Source organism: Streptomyces sp. MA5143a (assembly GCF_900290235.1).
GTDB lineage: Bacteria > Actinomycetota > Actinomycetes > Streptomycetales > Streptomycetaceae > Streptomyces.
The window spans coordinates 49,543-72,500 of sequence record NZ_OLMK01000025.1; the positions used below are offsets into that span (position 1 = coordinate 49,543).

Here is a 22,958-nt window from a genome sequence, read left to right on the forward strand (position 1 = left end):
GGTCCGCACGGTGGAGAGATCGAACGAAGGTGTGAACGGCGGGGCGCCGGCCGAGACGCTGCTGGATGTGCTGCTCGGCGCGGCGCGCGAGGTTCCCGGGCGGACCGTCGTTCATGTGCGGGCCGACGGCGGCGAGCACACCGTCACCTTCGCCGGACTCCGCGACGAGGCGCTGCGGGTGGCGGGCGGCCTGATCGAGGCCGGCGTCACCGCGGGCACCCCGCTGCCGCTGGTCGCCGACCGGGGTGAGGACTTCCAGCCGATGTTCTGGGGCGCGCTGGCGGCCGGGGCCGTCCCCGTGCCGCTCGCGCCCGAACCCCGCCGCGTCGGACCGGTGTGGGAACTCCTCGGCCGCCCGCCGGTCGTCGTCGACGCCTCCACGGCCGCCCTGCTCGGCGAACTGGACACGGCCGTGGCGGCGTTGCCGCTCGACGCGCTCCGCGAGGGCCGCGCGCCCCGGCGACCGCACCGGCCCGCTCCCGGCGACGTCGCGTTCCTCCAGTTCTCCTCCGGCAGCACCGGCTCCCCCAGGGGCGTCGAACTGACCCACGCCGGTGTCCTCGCGAACCTCCGCCAGATCCGTACGGCGATGGCCATCACCGGCGACGACGTCATCGCGACGTGGATGCCGTACTTCCACGACATGGGCCTCATCGGCACACACCTCGTGCCGATGGCCGCGCGCGTGCGGCAGATACGCGTCGAACCGCTGTCCTTCGCCAAGCGCCCCGCCCTGTGGCTGGAGGCCGCGGCCCGGCACCGCGCGACCCTGCTGTCGGCCGCCAACTTCGCCCTCGACCTGGCCGTACGGCGGATCCCGGCCGCGACGCTCGCCGGGCTCGACCTGAGCGCTGTACGGCTGCTGCTCGTGGGCGCCGAGCCGATCGCCCCGCGCGTCTGGCGCGCCTTCCAGGCCCACACGGCCCCCGCCGGGCTCGACCCGTGCGCCCCGCTCCCCGTCTACGGCCTCGCCGAGGCGACGCTCGCGGTGACCGTGCCGCCGCTGGGCGAGCGCGCCGAGCCGGTGGTACTCGACCGGGCCGCGCTCAGCCGGGGCCGGGCGGTGGAGACCGCGCCGGGTCCGGACGCGGTGGAGCTGATGGACCTCGGACTGCCGGTGCAGGGGTGCGAGGTCAGGATCACCGGGCCGGTGGGGGACGGCTTGGACGACGACGGCGGCGCGGGGAACCCGGCGGGTGCGCGTGCCGCCCGTGGTGTGCTCGGTGAGTCACGGGTGGGGCAGGTGGAGGTGCGGGGGCCGCAGGTGGGGCGGGGGTACCACCGGGCGCCGGGGGCGAGCGCGGAGGCGTTCGGGGACGACGGGTGGCTGCGGACCGGGGACCTCGGGTTCCTGCGGGGCGGGCGGCTGGTGGTCACCGGGCGCCACAAGGACGTCGTGTTCGTCAACGGCCGTACGTTCCACGCGTCGGACCTGGAGGAGGCGGTCGCGGCGACGCCGGGGCTGCCGTCCGGTACGACCGCCGCGGTCGTCGGGTCCACCGACCCGGACGGCGGGGGCGAGCGGGTCGTCGCGTTCGTGCGGTGGGCGAGACCTCCCGCCACGACCGCCGCCCCCGTGCTGCGGGCCGCCGCCGGACGCCTGCGGGAGGTCCTCGGCCACGACGACGTACGGGTCCTGCCGCTGCCCCCGGCGGCGTTCCCCCGCACCACCAGCGGCAAGCTGCGCAGGGGCGCGCTGCGGGAGCGGTTCGAGGCCGGGGGGTTCGCGGCGGTCGAGGAACGCTGGGGCGACGCGGCGACGGGGAGGGCCGGGGCGCTCGGGGAGCACGGCGGCGGAGGTGAGGCCGGGAGGGGTGCGGACTCGGCGGCCGGGGCGCCTCGTTCGGTGCGGGACGTACGGGAGGCCGTACGGCGGGCCTGGGCGGGGGTGCTGGAGCGGCCCGAGGGCGAGATCGGGCTCCACGACCGGTTCTTCGACCTCGGCGGCTCCTCACTGAAGGCGATGGCCGTGCTGGCGGAGTTGGAGGACACGTTCACGGTCACCGTGGAGCCGAAGACCCTGCGGGACCACGACACGGTGGCGGGGCTGGCGGGGTATCTCGTCGAGGCGGTGGCGGAGGCGGGGCCCGCGGCGACGGAGGCGGGGCGCGGGGCGGAGGCACGGCCCGCGGTGACGGAGGCACGGCCCGCGGCGGAGGCGGGGCCCGCGGCGGAGGCGGGGCCCGCGGCGGAGGCAGGGCGCGTGGCGGAGGCGGGGCGCGCGGCGGAGGCGGCCGCCGCTTCGGCTGCCGCCGTTCCCCGGGGTCGTCCGGGCCGCAGCCGTGGCGACGCGGTCTACTCCGGGGCCGTGGCCGTGCTCTCGGTGGCGTGCCGGTTCCCCGGGGTCGGGTCGCCCGAGGAGTTCTGGGAGTTGCTGGCGGCCGGGGGCGACACCATCGGCGCGGTACCCGAGGACCGATGGGGGAACGGGCCCCTGCCGAGCACCCGCTTCGGCTCCTTCCTGCCCGAACCGGCGGCGTTCGACGCCGACTTCTTCGGGATGGACGACGCGGAGGCGCGGGCGACCGACCCCCAGGCGCGGATCTTCCTCGAACTGGCCCACGAGGCGCTGGAGCGTGCCGGGTACACGGGCCCCCGCCGGGCCGGCCGCAGGGTCGGCGTGTTCGCGGCCACCGGCGACAGCGGCTACCGCGAGGTCCTGGCCGAGGCCGCCGACGGTGACCTCGCCCGCCACCCGTCCGCCCTCACCGGCAACCTGCCCAACCTGATCGCCGCCCGGGTCTCCCAGGTGCTGGACCTGACCGGCCCGGCGCTCGCCGTCGACACCGCGTGCTCGTCCGCCCTGGTCGCGCTGCACCTGGCCCGGCGGAGCCTCGCCGCCGGGGAGTGCGACCTCGCCGTGGTCGGCGGGGTCAACCTGGGCCTGACGGGCACCGGGCACCGGCTGCTCGAAGCGACGGGCGCGCTGTCGCCGACCGGGCGGTGCCGGGCGTTCGACGCCGACGCCGACGGGTTCGTACCCGGGGAGGGCGGCGCGGTGCTCGTACTCGCCCGCCCGGACGAGGCCCGCGCCGCCGACGACCCGGTCCTCGCCCTCGTACGCGGGACGGCGGTGAACAACGACGGCCGCTCGCTCGGACTGCTCGCGCCGACGCCGCGCGGGCAACGCGAGGTCATCGCGCGGGCGTACGCGGAGTGCGGGGTCGATCCGGCCGCCGTGTCGTACGTCGAGGCGCACGGCACGGGTACGCCGATCGGGGACCCGGTGGAGGCACGGTCCCTCGGCCAGGCGTTCCCGCCGCGCCCCGACGGGCTTCCGCGACGGCTGGGCTCGGTCAAGGCGAACCTCGGGCACCTTCTCAACGCGGCCGGCATGCCCGCCCTCGTCAAGGTCGTCCTCGCGCTCACCCACCGTCGGCTCCCGCCCGTGCCGCACGCCGCCCGGCCCGCCCCGTTCCTCGCCGACACGGCTCCCGGCTTCCGCCTCGTGACGGAGCAGGAACCCTGGACCACCCCGGACGGCAGCCCCCTCACCGCGGGGGTCAACGCGTTCGGCTTCGGCGGCACGAACGCCCACGCGATCCTGGAGGAGGCGCCGGACGCCACGGGGCACCGTGACCGCGGGTCCGACCACCGCGAGGACGGGGGCGCCGACCCCTGTGGGTGCGGGGCAGCCGGTTGCCGTACGTGCGGAGAGGCCGGCCGGCCCGGTCGTGCCCGACTCGCCGGGGCCGCGCCCGACGCCTCCGGGCCGTGTCTGCTCACCCTGTCCGCGCGGACCCCGGGCGCCCTGCGGGCGGCCGTCGCGGAGCTCGCCGCCCACGTCCGGGCGCGTCCCGACCTTGCCGAGGCGGACGTGTGCGCCGCCGTCGGCACCGCGCGCGACGACGCCCCGTACCGTCTCGCGGTCGTGGCCGACGGCGACCTCCTCCGGCGGCTGGAGGCAGCCGCCCACGCCGGGGACGCGGAACCCACCCGCGCCCGGTCCCGTACCGTCTTCGTCCTCCCCGGTCAGGGTGCCCAACGTCCCGCCGCGGCACGCGCGTTGTACCGGTCCGCCGCCGCCTTCCGGGACACCCTGGACGAGGCGTCCGCGCTCGTCGGCCCCGTCCTGGGCCGTTCCCTGACCGCGTGGTGCCTGGACGAGCACGTCGCCCCGGAGGCACTGGCGCGTACGGAGGTGGCGCAGCCCCTCCTCGTCGCGTTCGGCGCGGCCCTCTCCGCGCAGCTCGGCGCGTGGGGCGTGCGCCCCGACGCGGTCGTCGGGCACAGCGTCGGAGAGATCACCGCCGCGCACCTCGCCGGCGCCCTCTCCCTCCCGGACGCGCTCGCCTTCGCCGCCGAACGCGGACGCCTGATCGGCGAACTCGCCGCACCGGGCGCCATGGCGGCCGTCCGGGGCGACGAGGACACGGTCGCCCCCGTGGTCGCCGCGTCCGTGGGCGCGTTGTGCGTGGCCGCCGTCAACTCGCCCACCCAACTGGTGATCGCCGGCACCTCCGACGCCGTCGACCGCGCGATCGCCACACTGACGGCGCGCGGTGTCGCCGCACGCCGGCTGCGCGTCTCGCACGCCTTCCACTCCCCCTTGCTGGAGCCCGTGCTCGACCCACTCGGCAACGCCGCGAAGGCACTGGCCGTGCTCCCGGCCGCCGTACCGATGCTGAGCACGGTCAGCGGGCAGTGGGGGCCCGACCTGAGCCCCGAGTACTGGCGCGCGCACGCGGCCCGCCCCGTGCGCTTCGGCGCGGCCGTGGCCCGGCTCCTCGACGAGGGCTACGACACGTTCGTCGAACTGGGCCCCGGCGACACCCTCTCGGGCCCCGTCCGCACCCTCGCCTCGTCGCCCGGCGTCGCGTACCTGCCCGCCCTGAGTCCCGCCCTGAGTCCCGCCCCGAGCGTCGCCCCGGACGGTGGGACCGCCGGGCCCTCCGGCGCGCACTCCCTGCTGGAGACGGTCGGCCGCCTGTGGACGCGCGGGACACCGCTGTCCCCGGCGGCCCCCGCCCGCGTCCGCGCCGGGCACCGCCGGGTGCCCGTCCCCACGTACCCGTTCCAGCGCCGCCGGTACTGGCCGGAGCGCCTCGACGCGCCCCCGGCGCCCCACGGCACACCTCCCGCCCGCGACCTCGACGGCGGCCCCGTTCCCCGGCCCCTCCTGTGGCGCGACGCCCCTCTCCTCGCCGCGCCGGGCCCCCGCGTCGTACGCCTGGCCGGCGCCGACACGGCCCTCGCCCGGGCCCTCGCCGACCGCCTCACCGAGCTCGGCGTGACGGTGCTGGGGCCGGACGACAGCTCTCGGGGCGGGCCGGACGCCCCGGAGACCCTGGTGTGGTTCGCCGAGGACACCACCGAGTCGACCACGGGCTCGGCCACGACCGCGACCACGACCGCGACCGCCGACGCCATCGCCTCACTCCGCGGCGTACTCGCCCTGTTCGGCACCGCCCCCGCCCGCCTGCTGCTCGTCACGGAGGACGCGTACACCACCGGCGGCGGAGAGGCCCCCGAGCGCGCACGGCCCGCCGGGGCGCTCCTCCACGGCTTCGTCCTGGCCCTCCCCGACGAGCACCCGGCGCTGTCCTCCCGCGGCGTCGACCTCTCCTCCGGCGACCCGCTCACCATCCGACTCCAGTCGCTGGAACGGGAGTTGTACGCGGCCGAAGCAGCCGACGGCACCCCCGGCGACACTCCCGGCAGCGGCGTCGGCACCGTCGCCTGGCGGGCGTCCCGCCGCCTCACCCGTACGCCCGTCGCCTCGACCCACGCCCCCCGGACGACCACCGACGTCCTCCCCCCGAACGGCACGTACCTCGTCACCGGCGGTGCCGGCGGCCTCGGTTCCGCGCTCGCCCGCGACCTCGCGGAGCGCGGCGCCCCCGACCTCGTCCTCACCGGCCGCACCCCCACTCCGCCCCGCGCCCTGCTCGCCGAACTCCGCGCGCTCGGCGCCCGCGCCCGCTACCAGGCGGCGGACGTGAGCGACGCCGGCGCCATCGACGACCTCGTCGCCGGGCTGCCGCCCCTGGACGGTGTGTTCCACGCGGCCGGTACGGCCCGCCCCGGCAGCCTGCGCGGCAAGGCGGACGACGAGATCGAGGAGACCCTCGCGGCCAAGGTCCACGGCACGGTCCTCCTCGCCGAAGCGTTGCGCCGTTACGGCCACGACACCGCCGTCCGCGTCGCCTTCTCCTCCGTCTCCTCGGTCCTGCCCGGCCTGTCCGGCGCCCTCGGCGACTACGCCGCCGCCAACGCGTTCCTCGACGCCTTCACCACCGCCGAGCACGCCGCGGGGCGCCCCTGGCGGACGATCGCCCTCGGACCGGTCTCCGACACGGGCCTGGCGAGCGGCCCCCGCGCCGAGGACCGACTCCGCGCCCGGGGCCTCGCCCCCCTACCCGTACGCGCCGCCCTCACCGCCCTCCGCACGTCCCTCACCCTGGACGCGCCCCACGTACTGGTGACGGGCACGACGGAACCGACGCCGACGCCGGACCTCATACAGAGCCCCGCACCGGCACCGGCCCCGGCACCCACCCCTGTTTCCGCCCCCACACCCACCCCCACCCCTGCCTCCGCACGCGGCACCGCCCCCGAGATCACCGCGCTCATCCGCCGTCTGCTCACCGAGGCCCTCCACCGCTCCCCGGAGGACATCGCGGAGGACGCCCCCTTCCTCGGGCTCGGGCTCGACTCCCTCAGTGCCGTGGACCTCGCCCGGCGCCTGGAGCGGGAGCTGGGCCGGCCGCTGCCCGCCACCCTGCTCTTCGAGTACCGCACCATCGGCGAACTGGCCGCCCATCTGGCCACCGGGGCGCCCACGGCGGCACCGCCCGCCCTGCCCGCCGCGCCTCCCACCACCGGGGCCGGCCGCCGAGACGACGGCCTCCTGCCCCTCACCCCTCTCCAACTCGCCTTCCACACGAGCGCATCGCTGCACGAGGGCGTCACCGCCTACGGCTATGTCCGCCAGACCGTCAGCGGCCCCCTCGACCCCGCGCTGCTCGGCCGGGCGTTCGCCCACCTGGCCCTCCGCCACCCCCTGCTGCGGATGCGGTTGACCGCGGACGGCGGCGCCCGCCCGCGCCAGTACACCGCGCCCGCCGAGGTGTCCACCGCCCACGGCTGCGGGCCCGCCTGGTACGAGATCCGGCAGGTCCCGGCCGGTCCCCGCGCCCTGGCCGACCTCGAACAGGCCCTCTGCAACCGCCCCTTCGACCTCACCACGGAGGACCCCGTACGAGCCGTCCTGGTCCCCGACCAGGAGGACGCGCACCTCACCCATCTGCTCCTGGTCGTCCACCACGCCGCCGCCGACGGCTACAGCCTCAAGGTGCTGGGCGAGGACCTCTGGTCGCTGTACACCGCACTCGCGCGGGGAGAGGAGGCCGCCCACGAACTCCGGGCCGCCTCGGGTGAGTTCGGTGACTACGTGGCCGCCCTCACCGCCGAACGGCACTCCCCGGCGTTCGAGCGGGACCAGCGGTACTGGCGCGACCGCCTCACCACACACCTGTCCGCCCGCTCCACCGCATCCGCCACCCCGGCCCCGGCTCTCCCCTACGACGGTGACCCCGAGGCGCCCCCGGCGCCGCCGCTCGTCCATCACCGCACCGAGATCGACGAGGAGTTGACCTCCGCGCTGCGTGCGGTCGCGGCCCGGCACGAGGTGTCGCTGTTCCATCTGCTGCTGGCGGCCTACGGGCGGTGCCTTGCCCGGTGGAGCGGGCGTCCGGAGGTCGCCGTGAACGTGGCGCGGGCGCGCCGCGAGGTGGCGATCGCCGGGGTCGACCGTCTGGTCGGGCCGCTCGCCGACACCCTGCCGGTGTTCGTGACGGTCGGCCCCGACGAGCCGGTGACCGCACTGGCCGGCCGGGTCCGGGAGATCTGGCGGGAGGCCGAGGCGCACGCGACGCCCGGCAGCGCCGACCTCGCCCGGCTGCTGGGCGAGATGCGGCCCGCCACCGGACCGGCGCCGCGCACGGTCGCCGAGGCGGGCTTCAGCCTCGCCCGTTTCCCGGTGGTCCACGGCCCCGACTGGCCCGTCACCGTCACCCCCACGGCCGCGGCCACCGCCACCGCCGCCACCCGGCTCGGCCTGCTGTGCTGGGAGGCCGACGCGAGCCTGCGCCTGTCCTGGAACCACCCGGCCCGACTGTTCCGCCCCGAGACGGTACGCGGCCTCGCCGACGCGTACGTCGCCGAACTACGCGCCGTCGCCGCCGGGTTGAGGGGTCCGTCCGTCGCGTACGCCCCTGACGAGCAGCCCGCGCGTCCGACCGCCGAGCCCGACGAGCGGCCTGCGGGCAGCGGACAGCCCGGCATCGTGGAGCGCCTGTGCGCGCGGTTCCGTGCCACGCCCGAGGCCGTCGCCGTCCACACCGGCGACTCCACCCTCACCTACGCGGCCCTCGACACCGCGTCCGCCGCCCTCGCCACCGGGCTCCGCGCCCACGGGGTGCGCCCCGGCGACCTCGTCGGACTGCTCACCGAACCGGGCGGCACCGCCACCGTCACCGGGGTCGTCGGCATCCTGCGCGCGGGCGCCGGCTGGGTACCGCTGGACGCCACCCACCCCGCCGCCCGGCACCGGGACCAACTGGCCCGTACCGGCGTCCGTGTCCTGGTGTGCGACCCGGCGAACCACGAGGCCGCCGCCCGACTGGAGAGAGTCGTCCCGGTCACCGTGGCCGTGGCCCCCTCGCCCCCGGTCGCCACGCCCGACGGCCCCTCCCCGCTCCCGGACGGGTCCGCCGCCGACCTCGTCGACGCCGCCCCGTACGACCCCGACGCCGTCGCGTACGTCATCTTCACCTCCGGCTCGACGGGCCGTCCCAAGGCCGTGCCCGTCACCCACCGGTCCATGGCGAACTACCTCGACTGGGCGCTCGCCACCTTCGGCTACGGGCCGGGCGACCGGCTGGCACAGACCGCGTCGGTCTGTTTCGACGCCTCCGTACGGCAGTTGCTGGCCCCGCTGCTCGTCGGCGCCTCGGTGCACACCGTCTCCCGCGATCTGCTGCGCGACCCCGAGGCGCTCCTCGACCGGGTCGTGGCGGACCGGATCACGGTGTGGAGCTCGGTCCCGACGCTCTGGGAACGCCTGCTCACCGCCGCCGAGGAACGTGTCCGCCGGGACGGGGCGGCACTCCCGGACCTCTCCGCCCTGCGCTGGGTCCACGTGGGCGGCGAGGCCCTCCCCGCGGCCCACGTCCGCCGCTGGTTCGACCTCCTCGACGCGACGGCCACCCCGGGCCACGCCCGCAGCGCCCCCGGTGCCCCCGATGCCCGCCGCGTCCGCCACCGGGTCGCCAACCTGTACGGCCCCACCGAGGCCACCGTCAACGCGACCTGCCACATCATCGACACCCGCCCCGCCGACGACGTCCGCCACCTCCCCATCGGCCGCCCGATCGCCGGCACCGAACTGGTGGTGGTCGACGCGGACGGCCGGGCGTGCGCCCCCGGCGAGGCCGGGGAACTGCTCATCGCCGGCACCGGACTCACCCCCGGCTACCTCGGCGACCCGCGTCTCACCGCGGCGGCCTTCACCGAGCGGGACGGACGGCGCTGGTACCGCAGCGGCGACCGCGTCCGCCGTACGGCCGACGGGGTGCTGGAGTTCCTGGGCCGCCTCGACGACCAGGTCAAGGTCCGCGGTCACCGCGTCGAACTCGGCGAGGTCGAGGCCGCGCTCCTCGCCCACCCGGGCCTGGCCCGCGCGGCCGTGCTGCTGCGGGAGGGGCGGCTCGTGGCGTACGTCGAGCCGCGCGCCGGGGCGCCTGAGCCCGACGCCCGCGAGGTCCGCGCCTTCCTGTCCCGGACGCTCCCCCCGTACATGCTCCCGGCCCGGATCCACGCCCTCGCCGCCCTCCCGCTGACCGGCACGGGCAAGATCGACCGCAACCGTCTCGCGCCACCCCCGGACCACGACACCCCCGCACCCGGGCGGACAGCGCGCCGCACCCCACCGGCGACCCCCACGGAACGGCTGCTGGCCCGCGCCTGGTCCCAACTCCTCGACGTGCCCGAGGTCTTCCGGGAGGACGACTTCTTCGTCCTCGGCGGGGACTCCCTCACGGTGCTTGAACTGTTCTCCCGTCTGCGCGACGACCACCGCGTCCTGCCACGACCGACCGCCGTCTACACGCACCGCACCCTGAGCGCGCTGGCGGCGGCCCTCGACGCGGCCCACGACACGGCGGCGGCCGACGCGCTCCCCGTCGCGGCACCCGACCCTGCCGCCGCGTCCCCCACCGCCCCGGTCACCCCCTACCCCCTCACCCCCTCCCAGCGGGGCTTCCTCCTGGCCGACGCGCTCGCCTCCGGGGACTCCGCCTGGCTGGCGCGTTTCCGGATACGCGGGCCCCTGCGTCCGGAGCTGTTCCAGCGCGCGGTGGACGTCCTCGTGGCCCGGCACCCGATGCTCCGCACGGTGTTCCCGGCCGGTGCGCGCCCGCCCGTGCAGCAGGAACTGCCGGACACGCTGCGGCTGCCGGTGGAGACGGAGGCGTTGGGCGAGCCGGGGCTGCTGGAGACGCGGATCGCCGAGGAGGCGCGGCGGCGGTTCGAGCCTTGGGCGTGGCCGCTGCTGCGGCTGCGTTTGTTCACGGTCGCCGCCGACGAACACGTCCTCGTCGTGCACGCCCACCACCTCATCGGCGACGGCTACAGCGCCGCCCTGTTCACCCGTGAACTCCTCACCGTCCACGACCGTCTCGCCGCCGGTCCGTCCGACGGCCTGGAGCCGTTGCGCTCGACGTTCCGCGACCATGTCGAGCTGCGCGCCACCCGCCGCCGGGCCCCGTCCCCGACCCCGGGGACGGCGACGGCGGACCACCTCGCCCGGCACCACGCCCCGTACACGCCCCCCGTGCTCCGCGCCTCCCGGCCGCCCGCCGACGGCACCGGGGAGCCCACCAGCCTCCGCGCCCCCGGCTTCCACACCGCCGGTTTCACCCTCGACGCCGACCGCGCTGGGGCGTTGCGCCGGCTCGCCCGTACCGCCGGGACGACGCCGTACGCGCCGTTCCTCACCGCGTACCACCGCGCTCTGGTCGTCCTCACCGGTCACCGGGACCTGGTGCTCGGCCTCGCGGTCACCGGACGCGACGACAGCGTTCCCGACGCGCACCGGGTGTTCGGCCCCTTCGCGGAAGCCGTGGCCGTGCGTCCGCCGGTCCACGGGGAGGCGTCCGGCACCTTCGTGGAGGACCTGCGCCGTGTCGCCGCCGAGGCGGTCGCGGCCCGTACCGCCGGACCGCTGGACCTGCGGACGGACGACGGCCTGCCCCGTACCGCCCAGTTCTTCTTCACGTTCCTGGACTTCGGCGCCCTCGGCGCCCCGGCCACCACCCTGACCGTGCTCCCCGACGACACCGACACGGCGCTCGCCCCACCCCCCGTGGGCACGGACGTCCTCCTCGCCGTCCGCCCCTCGGGCGACGGCGTACGCGTCACCGTCCGCGCGTCGGCGAGCGCCCTCACCGAGGAGGAACTGGCCGCGTTCGCGGACGGGTTGCGCAGCGAACTGGAGGACAGCGCGCCCCTGGACGCCGCGCTCATCGGCTATCTGCCCGCGCCCCGCGACCTGGCCGCGTACGCGGGACTGCCCCCTCATGCCGTGCCGGACCGTGAGCGACTCCGGGCGCTCCTCTTCCCCGACGGCCGCCCGCGGCTGCTGGAGACGACGAGCACGCCCCTCGGCACATCCGGCTTCCTCACCCTGCCGGTGTTCGCCGACGAACTGACGGCCCTCGCCACCCCGGCCGATCAGAGTTCTCTGGCCGCCCGCACCGCCCGTGCCGTGGAGCACGCCCTCGCCCTCGGCGCGCGGTCCGTCTCCCTGGCCGGGGTGATCCCCGCCCTGACCGGCTACGGCTACGACGTCCTGCGAGAAGCGGAGCCCAACACCACCTCCACGGCTGTCTCCACGGCGACTTCGGCCGCCGCTCCCCTCCCCGGCGCGCTCACCACCGGTCATGCCACGACCACCGTCGCCGTCGTGAAGACCGTGCACGCGGCGCTCGCCGCGACCGGCCGGGACCTCGCCGGTCTGACCCTGGCGGTCGTCGGCTGCGGCTCCATCGGCACGTCGTCGCTCCGGCTGCTGCTCGCCCGCAGCCCCCGCCCACCGGCCCGGCTGATCCTCTGCGACCTGCCGGGCAGTGCCCCACGGCTGCGCCGTCTCGCCGCCGAACTGTCGGCGGACCGCCCCGGCACGACCGTACGGGTCATGGAGTCCACCGGCACCCCCACGGGACTGCCGGCCGAACTGTACGAGGACGCCGATGTCGTCGTCACCGCGGTGAGCGGCCCCACGGCACTCCTGGACGTCGACCGGCTCCGTCCCGGCACGATCGTCGTGGACGACTCCTTCCCGCACTGTTTCGACACCGCGCGGGCCCTCGACCGGATGCGGCGCGAACGGGACGTACTGCTCGTCGGGGGCGGACTGCTCGCCCTGGGGGCCACCGCGACCCGGCTGTCCGCGGACCTGCCGCCCCTCGCGCGCACCGGCCCCGCACGGGGCACCCGGTTCCAGCCCCATCTGCCCGGCACCCTCGCGTCCTGCCGGCTGGAGTCGCTGCTCCACGCCCACCACGACGGCACGGAACTCCCCCCGATCCACGGCCTGGTGGACCTCCCCCACGCCCTGGCCCACTGGGACGCCGCCGAGGCGGCCGGGGTCACCGCCGCGCCCCTGCACCTCCTCGACCACGTGATCCCGGAGACCACCCTGAAGGCCCTGCCCCTGCCCCCGCGGCCCTGATCCCGGTCGGAACACACATGGCGACGCCCGGCCGGGGGGCTCCCCAGCCGGGCGTCCCTCGCTCGGTGTCCGCGCGGGCTCAGCGCACGACGACCGCGCTCGTCGTGGCCGACCCGTTGGTCCAGCCGTACCGCCTGGCCGTCACCTTCACGGTGATCTTGTGGCCCTTGTCGGCCTTGGCCAGGACGTACGTCGACTTCGTGGCGCCCGTGACGGTCGTGCCGTCACGCTTCCAGGAGTACGTGTAGGAGGTCGCGGCCGGCGACCAGGTGCCGTGGGCGGCGGTGAGCTTGTAGCCGACCTTGGCGGTGCCGGTGACGGCGGGCGCCGTGACGGCCTTGAGGGCGGGGCCGACGGCGACGGTGACGGCCGGGGAGGTGGAGGTGACGGACCCGGCGGCGTTGGCGACCTTGGCGCGGCAGGACACCTGGTGCTTGTAGTCGGCGGAGGTCAGGGTGCGGGACCTGCCGGTGGCGCCGGTGATGGTCGTGCCGTCCCGGAGCCAGGACCAGGCGACGGTGGTGTTGGAGCCGGTCCAGGCGGCGCCGCAGGTGACCTTGGAGCCGGTGCGGGCGGTGCCGCTGACGGCGGCCCTGGAGGTGACCTTCGGCTTGGTCAGCAGGGTCTGGGACTGGGCGGACAGCTGGGAGGTGAAGTCACCGGGGGAGATGTCCACCGCCTTGCGGAACACGACGGTGGCCCGGCCGTCGGGACCCGCGGTGACCTCGCCGGAGAGAGCGTTCGCGTCGGGGACGGCGGGCACGGGCGCGCTGTTGAGGGCGCTCGCCTCGCTCCAGGCGCCGCCGGCCGGGCGGACGGCCCACTCCAGGTAGTTGTCGTCGCCGTTGTCGATGCTCGGCGTCTGCGGCCAGACGACCTGGACGGTGCCGTCGGCGCCTATCGACGCGGACACGTCCCAGTTCACATAGCCGGTGGACAACGTCTTCGGCGCCGACCATGTGCCGGTGCCCGCGGTCCGGGTGACGGTCCGTACGACAGGGGTTCCGGCCGTGGAACTCCAGCCGGCCCACACGTAGGTGAGGTCACCGTTCGGCGCGGTGAGCGGCTCGCTCTCGTCGCTGGGGTCGATGGCGGCGACCGCGGTCTGCGCAGCGCCCCATCCACCGGACACGGTGGTCCGCGTGGCGGACTTGAGGGCGGTGGCGCCACCGTTGGCGACCCGCCAGAGGACGGTGGTGGCGCCCTTGGCGTCCATCGTCACGCGCACGGTCCCGGCCGCGCCGGCGGTGCCGGGCAGCGGGGCGGCGGCACTCCAGGCGCCGCCCGCCGAGGCACGGGTCGCGGTGTGGACGGTGTGGGCGTCCTCGCCCTCCGCGGGGACCTGGTCGTAGACGTCCCAGACGGCGGTGGCCGCGCCGCCCGGGGCGACGGCGAGCGCGAGGTCGTAGACGGACCCGGTGGTGACGTGGGCCAGCGGCTTCGCGGTGGACCAGGTGGTCGCGCCGGGGGCGCGGGTGGCGGTCATCACGTCGTAGTCGCCGAAGTCGCCCTGGTCCCACACGGCGGTGAGGGTGCCGTCGGCCGCGGCGGCGAGCCGGGGCAGACCGAGGTACACGCCGGTGGTCGTCGCGATCGGCGCGGGCGTGGACCAACCGCCCTGTGCGGGGTTCCAGGTGGCGGCCAGCGCGGTCGGGTCGCCGTCCGCGCCGCCCCCGTCCAGCCAGGTCACCACGGCCTGCCCGGTGGGCGTCACGGTCAGCTCGACGAGGGAGCCCTTGGACCGGCCGGTGGCCAACGTGTGCGGGGCGCCCCAGGAGCTGCCGCCGACGGCCTTCACGGCGACCTCGTAGTCCCAGGTGCCGGCGCCGGCGGCGCGGTCCCGCCACAGCGCGAACGCCGTGCCGTCACCGGCCGTCCGGACGGCGATCAGCGTCTGCTGACCGTCCGCGCCGGTCAGCGTGGCGGCGCTGCTCCAGGGCCCGGCCACCCCGGTGTACCCGGCGGCGCTCGCCGTGCCCCCGGCCCCCAGCGTCACCGCGACGACCGCCGCGACGACCGCCGTACCGACGGCCCCCGGCCTCCACACCCTCACTGCCACGACGGCTCCTGTTCTGCGGGCACGCTCGTGTGCCCGGTACGCGTACGCGAACTCGACGTGGGGGGAGCCCCGACCCGGGCGCGGGTGCGCGAAAAGATGGGGGTGCGCTGCCCTCTGCCGCAGGTCACGGCAGGGATGACGCTACATGTCGTCCCGTCGGCCGATTCCCCAGGGTGATCCCTGAAGCGGTCAAGGTTCCGTATCCCGCCACCCGGCGCGGGGCCCCGGCTCGACGAAATACCTCCCCAGTCACGGCAACCTTTGGGTCCCGCGGCGCCGACTGGCGGATATCCGGGGCCGAGGCCCCCACCGCGCCAGAAAGACGATCCGTTGCCAGATCAGCACCGTTCCCATCGCCGCCGCCCGGCGACCCGCCATGTGCTCGCCGCCGCCCTGGTCCTCGCCACCGCGGGTGCCGCCGTCCCACTGGTCGCCCAGGCCGCCCGCACACCGGAGCCGGCCAAGCCGACCTCGCTCGCCGCCGCGGCGGCCGCGCACGGCCGCTACTTCGGTACGGCGGTGGCCGCGGACAGGCTCGGCGACTCGACGTACTCCGCCCTCCTCGACCGGGAATTCGACATGGTCACCCCGGAGAACGAGATGAAGTGGGACGCCGTCGAGCCCTCCCGCGGGTCGTTCGACTTCACCCGCGCCGACCGCATCGTCAGCCACGCCACCGCGCACGGTCAGCGCCTGCGCGGCCACACCCTGGTCTGGCACTCCCAGCTGCCCGGCTGGGTCGGCTCCATCCGCGACGCCGCCACCCTGCGCACGGTGATGAACAAGCACATCACCACCACGATGAGCCACTACAAGGGCAGGATCCACGCCTGGGACGTCGTCAACGAGGCCTTCGCCGACGGCGGCAGCGGCCGGCACCGAAGCTCGGTGTTCCAGGACGTGCTGGGCGACGGCTTCATCGAGGAGGCCTTCCGCACCGCACGGAAGGCCGACCCCGCGGCCAAGCTCTGCTACAACGACTACAACATCGAGAACTGGTCCGACGCCAAGACCCAGGGCGTCTACCGCATGGTCAAGGACTTCAAGTCCCGCGGTGTCCCCCTCGACTGCGTCGGCTTCCAGAGCCACTTCGGCGCCGGCGGCCCGCCGGCGGACTTCCGGACCACCCTGTCCGAGTTCGCCGCGCTCGGCGTGGACGTCCAGATCACCGAACTGGACATCGCCCAGGCGTCCGCCACCGCGTACACCGACGCCGTCAAGGCGTGCCTGAGCGTCGACCGCTGCAAGGGCGTCACGGTGTGGGGCATCCGCGACAGCGACTCCTGGCGCACCGGTGAGAACGCGCTGCTGTTCGACGGCGGCGGCAAGAAGAAGCCCGCGTACGGCGCGGTGCTCAAGGCCCTGGCCGGCGGCAGCGGCGGGGGCACGCCGAGCGGGGGCATCACCTCCGGCGCCGTCTACACGCTCTCCGACGTCGCCGCCAAGCGCGTTCTCGACAAGCCCGCGGGGAAGAACGGCAACGGAACCCCGCTGCGGGTCTGGGACGCCCGCGGCACCTCCCACCAGCAGTGGCGCGCCGACCGGAACACGGACGGCTCGTACACCCTGACCAACGTCGCCAGCGGCCGGGTCCTGGACGAGCCGGGCGACCGGACCGCCAACGGGACGAGGACACGGCTCTGGGACGCCAACGGCGGTGCCCACCAGCACTGGCGGGCGCGCCGGAACACCGACGGCTCCTACACACTGACCAACGTCGCCAGCGGCCGCGTGCTGGAGACGCCCCGCGGCCGGACCGCCAACGGGACCCCCGTGCGGATCTGGGACTCGGGCGGCGGCGCCCACCAGCACTGGAAGTTCAGCCCGGCCTCGACCAAGGGCGGCACGTGCGCTCTTCCGTCGACCTACCGGTGGACGTCGACGGGCCCGCTGGCGCAGCCGTCCCACGGCTGGCTCGGACTGAAGGACTTCACCGCCGTGACGTACAAGGGCAAGCACCTGGTCTACGGGACGACCGCTTCGGCGTCGGGATGGGGCTCGATGGCGTTCGCCCCCTTCACGAACTGGTCCGACATGGGCTCGGCCCGCCAGAAGGGCATGAGCCAGGGCGCGGTGGCGCCCAAGCTGTTCTACTTCGCGCCCAGGAAGACCTGGGTGCTGGTCTCCAACGGCTGGGGCACCGCCTGGACCTTCACCTACCGCACGTCCAGCGACCCCACCGACCCCGACGGCTGGTCCGCGCCGCAGGCGCTGTTCACCGGCAGCCTCCCCGCCGGCTCCGAGGGCGGCCCGATCGACCCGACCGTCATCGCCGACGACAAGAACCTGTACCTGTTCTTCGCCGACGACAACGGCGGCATCTACCGGTCGGTCATCCCGATCGGGAACTTCCCCGGCAGCTTCGGCTCGTCGTACACGAAGATCATGAGCGACACGAAGGCCCGGCTGTTCGAGGCGCCGGAGGTCTACAAGGTCAAGGGCCGCAACCAGTACCTGATGATCGTCGAGGCCATGGGCGCCGGCGGACGCTACTTCCGCTCCTTCACCGCCGCCGGCCTGAGCGGCACATGGACCCCGCAGGCCGACAGCGAGAGCCGCCCCTTCGCGGGCAGGGCCAACAGCGGCGCCACCTGGACCAACGACATCAGCCACGGTGACCTGGTCCGCGACAACCCCGACCAGACCATGACCGTCGACCCCTGCGACCTGCGATTCCTCTACCAGGGCCGGAACCCCGCCTCGGACGGCACCGACTACCCGAAGCTGCCGTACCGGCCGGGCGTCCTCACCCTGCGGCGCTGACCCACCGGGCCCACGGTGACCGCGCGACCGTGACCCGCCACCCCGAGAGCCCCAGCCGCGCGTCGGCCGGGGTTTCTCCGTTCTCCGGGGCCGCCCCCGCGAGCTCGGTGCCGGTCGTCAGCGGCTCGCGTCGGCGGTCGGGGTCAGGCTGATCCATGTCTTCCCCGCGCGTTCGGTCGCGCCCGAGAAGGCCTCCTGGGCCTGTTCCAGGGGGAAACGGGAGCCGATGACGAGGCCCGGGCGGGCCTCGGGGAGTTCGGCGAGGGCGGTGGTGAAATCGCCGGGGTGGTCGTAGATCATCGAGCCGCGGAGGACGAGTTGCCGGCGGACCACGTCGTCGACGGTGAGCGGGAGCCGTTCCGCGGCGAGACCGATGAGGACGACGGTGGCGCCGGGCGCGCACCGTTCCACGGCGGGGCGCAGGGCGGGCGCGTGCCCGGACGTCTCGAAGACCAGGGTGAAGCCGGTTCGGCCATCGTCGCGCACCGCGCCCAGCCCCTCGGCGCGCGCCACGCGCAGGGGGTGGGGTTCGGTGACGACGGGGCGGATGCCGAGGCGGGACAGGATGCGGCACACCAGCAGGCCCTGCGCACCGGCGCCGACGACCAGACAGCGGTCGTCGGCGGTGACCCCGCTGCGGCGGACAGCGGCCCTCGCCACCGCGTAGGGCTCCGCGGCGGCCAGGTCGGCGCCGGTCAGGCCCCGGTCCGGAGCGGGGGCCAGGGCGGGGGCCGGGTGGGCGAACCGCGCGGGGACCGCGACGCGTTCGGCGAGGACACCGGGGGCGTCCAGGCCGACGATCGTGCGGTGCGGGCAGGCCGAGGTCAGCCCGGTCAGACAGTCGGCGCACCGCAGGCAGGCGTAGTTGGGCTCGATGACGACACGCCCGCCCACCGCCCGGTCCCGGACCCGTTCGCCGGTGGCGACGACCCGCCCGAAACCCTCGTGGCCCGGCACCCACGGCAGCGCGGGCGGCACCCGCCCGCCCCGGAACACGGAGATGTCGGAACCGCACAGCCCGACGCCCTCGATCTCCACGACGACGTCGTCCGGCCCGCAGTGAGGCTCCGGCCGGTCGTCGACGATCTCGATCCGGCCCGGCGCCACGACGACAGCTGCTTTCACCAGAACTCCCAGGACTCACAGACTCATAGGGCCCACAGGGCCCACAGGGCCCACAGGGCCCACGGGCTCACAGGGCTCACAGGGCTCACAGGGCTCACAGGACCCGGACCGCCGAGGCGGGCCCCCTCGGGGGGCCCTGGCCTCGACCAGCCGACGTTCCACTTGACGGGCGGATCGATCCGCCCTGCGGTCCACGAAGGGCCGTTCGGCCCTCCGGACCGTCACGTCAACCCTTCATGTCAGACCGTCGCTTCTTTCGCGGCCCCGGCGGCCCCCGTCTCGGGCTCCCGTGCCGCCGGCACCTCTTCGGCCCCGGCCCGGTCGTCACCACCCAGCCTCAGCGCGACCAGGAAGGAGATCGCGCAGCCGAGGGCGAGGTACGCGGCGACGAGGCCCCAGCCGCCGCCGGCCCAGATCACCAGGGAGCCGGCGATGAGCGGGGTGAAGCCACCGCCGATCGCACTGGCGAGCTGGTAGCCGACACCGGCGCCGCTGTAGCGGTACTCGGGGCCGAACATCTCGGTGAACAGGGACTGCTGCACGGAGACGGCCATGTCGTGGGCGACGTTCACCAGCAGCACCGCGCAGACGATGATCAGCACCAGTGAGCCGGACTCCATGGCCCAGAAGTACGGCACCGCGCTCACCACCCCGACGAGGGCGCCCCCGCAGTAGATCCGGCGGCGGCCGTAGCGGTCGGCGAGGTAGGCGAAGGCCGGGATGGTGATGATCGCCAGACCGCCGACGGCGAGGTTGACGTCGAGCAGGCTGTTCCGGTCGAGGCCCAGTTCGTCGGTGCCGTAGGCGAGCCCGAAGGTGGTCACGCCGTAGAACGTGAAGAGTTCGACGAACCGCAGGCCGATGATGGCGAAGAAGCCCTTCGGGTTGGACTTCACGGCGGCGACCAGCGGCACGCGCGGCTTGGTGTGCGCGCCCTTCGCGGCGACCTCCTTGGTGAAGACCTCCGACTCCTCGACCTTCGCCCGGATGACCAGGCCGACGATCACCAGCACCGCGCTGACCAGGAACGGGATCCGCCAGCCCCAGGCCCGGAAGGCCGCGTCGGACGTCGTGCCGGAGATGACCTTGGTGATCAGGGTGGCGAGCAGCAGGCCCACGGAGGCGCCGACCTGGACACCGCTGCTGTAGAGGGAACGCCACTTGGCCGGGGCGTTCTCCACCGCCATCAGCGCGGCCCCGCCCCACTCGCCGCCGACCGCGAAGCCCTGCGTGGCCCGCAGCACGACCAGCAGCGCGGGCGCCCAGAGCCCGGCCTGGGCGTAGGTGGGCAGGACACCGATGAGGGTGCTGGCCACGCCCATGATCAGCATGGTCAGGACGAGCATCCGCTTGCGGCCGAGCCGGTCGCCGAAGTGCCCGAAGACGATGCCGCCGAGCGGCCGGAAGAGGAAGCCGACACCGAAGGTCGCCCAGGCGGCGAGGGTGCCGACGGCGGGCGAGGCGCCCGGGAAGAACAGATCGCCGAACAGGAGACCGGCGACGATGCCGTAGAGGAAGAAGTCGTACCAGTCGACGACGGCCCCCATGAAGCTGGCGACCGCCGCTCGTCGGGCGACTCCGGCCCCGGCGGGGCTCTGGGTACTGCTCATCTCACACACTCCGTTGGATGCTGCGACGACGGGCGAGCGCTCAGGACCGGGCTCCCCTAGGTCCATTCAGTGGACCGATCGGACCGAGCAGCGGAAACATACGATGCGGGATGACGGTCATCAAGAGGCGCGGCACAATTCGTGTGGGTCCGTGGTTCACACGGTCCGCAGAGCGGACTACCGTGCACGGAGTACGGACGAACACGGAGTACGGACGAACAAGGCGCCCGCGGAGCGAGCGGGACGCGCGACGGGGACGGTACGGGGCGGGGAGGAAGCCGCGTGGACGACAGGAACCCGGTGACCGACGGGGACCGGGAGCAGCCCGGCGCCGGCAGCGGAGGTGTCCGCAGTGTGCGCCGCGCGCTGGACATCCTCAACCTGCTGGGCGAGGACCGTCCGGTCGTCACCCTGCGGGAGATCATCGACGCCACGGGACTCGCCAAGACGACCGTGCTGCGGCTGGTGCAGACCCTGGAGGAGAGCGGCCTGCTGTGGTCGCACCCCCTCGGCTACACCGCGGGGCCCGGCCTGTGGCGCTGGGCCTACCTGGCCCGCAGCCAGTGGGAGGTGCCCCGTGAGACCCGCAAGGTCATGCGTGACCTCGCCGACCGCCTCGGCGAGACGGTGAACATCTTCGTCGCCCGCGACACCCATCGCGTCTGCGTCGCCCACGAGGAGAGCCCGCACCCCCTGCGGCACGTGGTCGACGTCGGCGACGAGCAGCCCCTGTGGGCCGGCGCCTCCTCCAAGATCCTGCTGCGCGACGCCTCCGACACGCTGCTGCGCCGGGTCGCCGCCGCCTCCCCGCACGGCGAGTCCTACGCCGGGCGGCTCCGCGCCCGTGCCGAGGAGGCCGCCCAGAGGGGCTACGCCGTCAGCAGCAGCGAATGGGACGAGGGCCTGACCGCCGTGGCCGTCCCGGTCGCGGGCCGCTCCGGCGGTGTCATCGCCTCCCTCTCCGTCAGCGGGCCGAGCCACCGCTTCCCCTACGAGGCGGTGGAGCACTTCGCCGCCGACCTGACGGACGCCGCGTCGCTCATCTCCGCGCAGGGCTTCAGCCACCCGCTGAGCCCCACCAGCTGAACGACGCGAGCCCGCTGAACGACGGGAGGGGCCGGGCCGACGCGTGGGCGTCGGCCCGGCCCCTCACGGTCCGGTCCTCTTCGGCGCTCGGTCAGTCCGTGCCGAACTCCATGGCGGCGCGGTCCAGCAGCTCGTCGTCGTCGGAGCCGGTGAACTCGCCGCGGGAGGCGATGGCCTCGGCGCCGCCCTCGGGCATGGTGCCGATCAGCCCGGTCGCGGCGGCCTGCGCGGCACCGATCGCGGCGGGGCCGCCCGTGCCGATGAGACCCATCGCGGCGTACTGCTCCAGCTTGGCGCGGGAGTCGGCGATGTCGAGGTTGCGCATGGTGAGCTGGCCGATCCGGTCGACCGGGCCGAACGCGGCGTCCTCGGTGCGCTCCATGGAGAGCTTGTCCGGGTGGTAGCTGAACGCCGGGCCGGTGGTGTCGAGGATCGAGTAGTCCTCGCCGCGCCGCAGCCGCAGGGTGACCTCGCCGGTGACGGCGGCGCCGACCCAGCGCTGGAGCGACTCCCGGATCATCAGGGCCTGCGGGTCCAGCCAGCGGCCCTCGTACATCAGCCGGCCGAGGCGACGGCCCTCGTTGTGGTACTGGGCGAGGGTGTCCTCGTTGTGGATGGCGTTGACGAGGCGCTCGTACGCGGCGTGCAGGAGGGCCATGCCCGGGGCCTCGTAGATGCCGCGGCTCTTGGCCTCGATGATGCGGTTCTCGATCTGGTCGGACATGCCGAGGCCGTGGCGGCCGCCGATGGCGTTGGCCTCCATCACCAGGTCGACGGCGGAGGCGAACTCCTTGCCGTTGACACTGACCGGGCGGCCCTGGTCGAAGCCGATCGTCACGTCCTCGGTGGCGATCTCGACCTCGGGGTCCCAGAACCGGACGCCCATGATGGGCTCCACGGTCTCGATACCGGTGTCCAGGTGCTCCAGGGTCTTCGCCTCGTGGGTGGCGCCCCAGATGTTGGCGTCGGTGGAGTACGCCTTCTCGGCGCTGTCCCGGTACGGCAGGCCGTGCGCGACCAGCCACTCCGACATCTCCTTGCGGCCGCCGAGCTCGGTGACGAAGTCCGCGTCCAGCCAGGGCTTGTAGATCCGCAGGTGCGGGTTGGCGAGCAGACCGTAGCGGTAGAACCGCTCGATGTCGTTGCCCTTGAAGGTCGAGCCGTCGCCCCAGATCTGGACGTCGTCCTCCAGCATCGCGCGCACCAGGAGCGTGCCGGTGACGGCACGGCCCAGCGGCGTGGTGTTGAAGTAGGCCCGCCCGCCGGAGCGGATGTGGAACGCGCCGCAGGTCAGCGCGGCCAGGCCCTCCTCCACGAGCGCGGCCCGGCAGTCGACCAGGCGCGCGATCTCGGCACCGTAGGTCTTCGCGCGGCCGGGCACCGAGGCGATGTCGGGCTCGTCGTACTGACCGATGTCAGCGGTGTAGGTGCACGGGACGGCGCCCTTGTCGCGCATCCACGCGACCGCGACCGAGGTGTCGAGCCCGCCCGAGAAGGCGATGCCGACGCGCTCGCCGGCCGGAAGGGAGGTGAGGACCTTGGACATAGGAAGAGTATGCACCCCCATGCATGGTCATGCAAA

The 22,958-nt window shown here is 75.0% G+C and carries 7 protein-coding genes; 3 read left to right on the forward strand and 4 right to left on the reverse strand.

From position 1 onward, the window contains the following. The first annotated feature begins 10 nt into the window (after nucleotides 1-10). Nucleotides 11-12,733 carry a hybrid non-ribosomal peptide synthetase/type I polyketide synthase gene (locus tag SMA5143A_RS11575; RefSeq protein WP_107462865.1) on the forward strand — a complete coding sequence of 4,241 codons (12,723 nt, stop codon included), beginning with the start codon at nucleotides 11-13 and terminating at the stop codon, nucleotides 12,731-12,733. Nucleotides 12,734-12,812: 79 nt separating this feature from the next. Here SMA5143A_RS11575 and SMA5143A_RS11580 read toward each other — a convergent pair whose 3' ends face one another. Further along, entirely contained in the window at nucleotides 12,813-14,792 is a 1,980-nt protein-coding gene (locus SMA5143A_RS11580) for a hypothetical protein (RefSeq protein ID WP_146193894.1), read from the reverse strand. Nucleotides 14,793-15,122: 330 nt separating this feature from the next. Between SMA5143A_RS11580 and SMA5143A_RS11585 the strand changes: the two genes are divergently transcribed. Then, nucleotides 15,123-17,555 (forward strand): non-reducing end alpha-L-arabinofuranosidase family hydrolase, encoded by a 2,433-nt coding sequence (locus tag SMA5143A_RS11585; protein ID WP_375136477.1) that lies wholly within the window; start codon nucleotides 15,123-15,125, stop codon nucleotides 17,553-17,555. Between the two features lie 117 nt (nucleotides 17,556-17,672). On the opposite strand, the gene SMA5143A_RS11590 is transcribed toward SMA5143A_RS11585, so the two are convergent. Both SMA5143A_RS11590 and shiA read right to left on the reverse strand, forming a co-directional pair. Next, on the reverse strand, nucleotides 17,673-18,680 hold the full coding sequence (locus SMA5143A_RS11590) for a zinc-dependent alcohol dehydrogenase (RefSeq protein WP_107462871.1): 1,008 nt from the start codon (nucleotides 18,678-18,680) through the stop codon (nucleotides 17,673-17,675). Between the two features lie 239 nt (nucleotides 18,681-18,919). Beyond that, on the reverse strand, nucleotides 18,920-20,290 hold the full coding sequence (gene shiA / locus SMA5143A_RS11595) for a shikimate transporter (protein ID WP_107462872.1): 1,371 nt from the start codon (nucleotides 20,288-20,290) through the stop codon (nucleotides 18,920-18,922). A 282-nt stretch (nucleotides 20,291-20,572) separates the two neighbouring features. Between shiA and SMA5143A_RS11600 the strand changes: the two genes are divergently transcribed. Further along, on the forward strand, nucleotides 20,573-21,376 hold the full coding sequence (locus SMA5143A_RS11600) for an IclR family transcriptional regulator (protein WP_258193475.1): 804 nt from the start codon (nucleotides 20,573-20,575) through the stop codon (nucleotides 21,374-21,376). A gap of 91 nt (nucleotides 21,377-21,467) precedes the next feature. Here the strand turns inward: SMA5143A_RS11600 and argG are convergent, their stop codons facing one another. Next, the gene (gene argG, locus SMA5143A_RS11605; protein ID WP_107462873.1) at nucleotides 21,468-22,922 is read right to left on the reverse strand and encodes an argininosuccinate synthase; all 1,455 of its coding nucleotides are present in this window, start codon (nucleotides 22,920-22,922) and stop codon (nucleotides 21,468-21,470) included. Nucleotides 22,923-22,958: the final 36 nt, after the last annotated feature.

Bases quoted from the DNA above. Each gene is read 5' to 3' on its own strand.
- shiA (WP_107462872.1), bottom strand. From the start codon at position 20,290: ATGAGCAGTACCCAGAGCCCCGCCGGGGCCGGAGTCGCCCGACGAGCG.
- argG (WP_107462873.1), bottom strand. From the start codon at position 22,922: ATGTCCAAGGTCCTCACCTCCCTTCCGGCCGGCGAGCGCGTCGGCATC.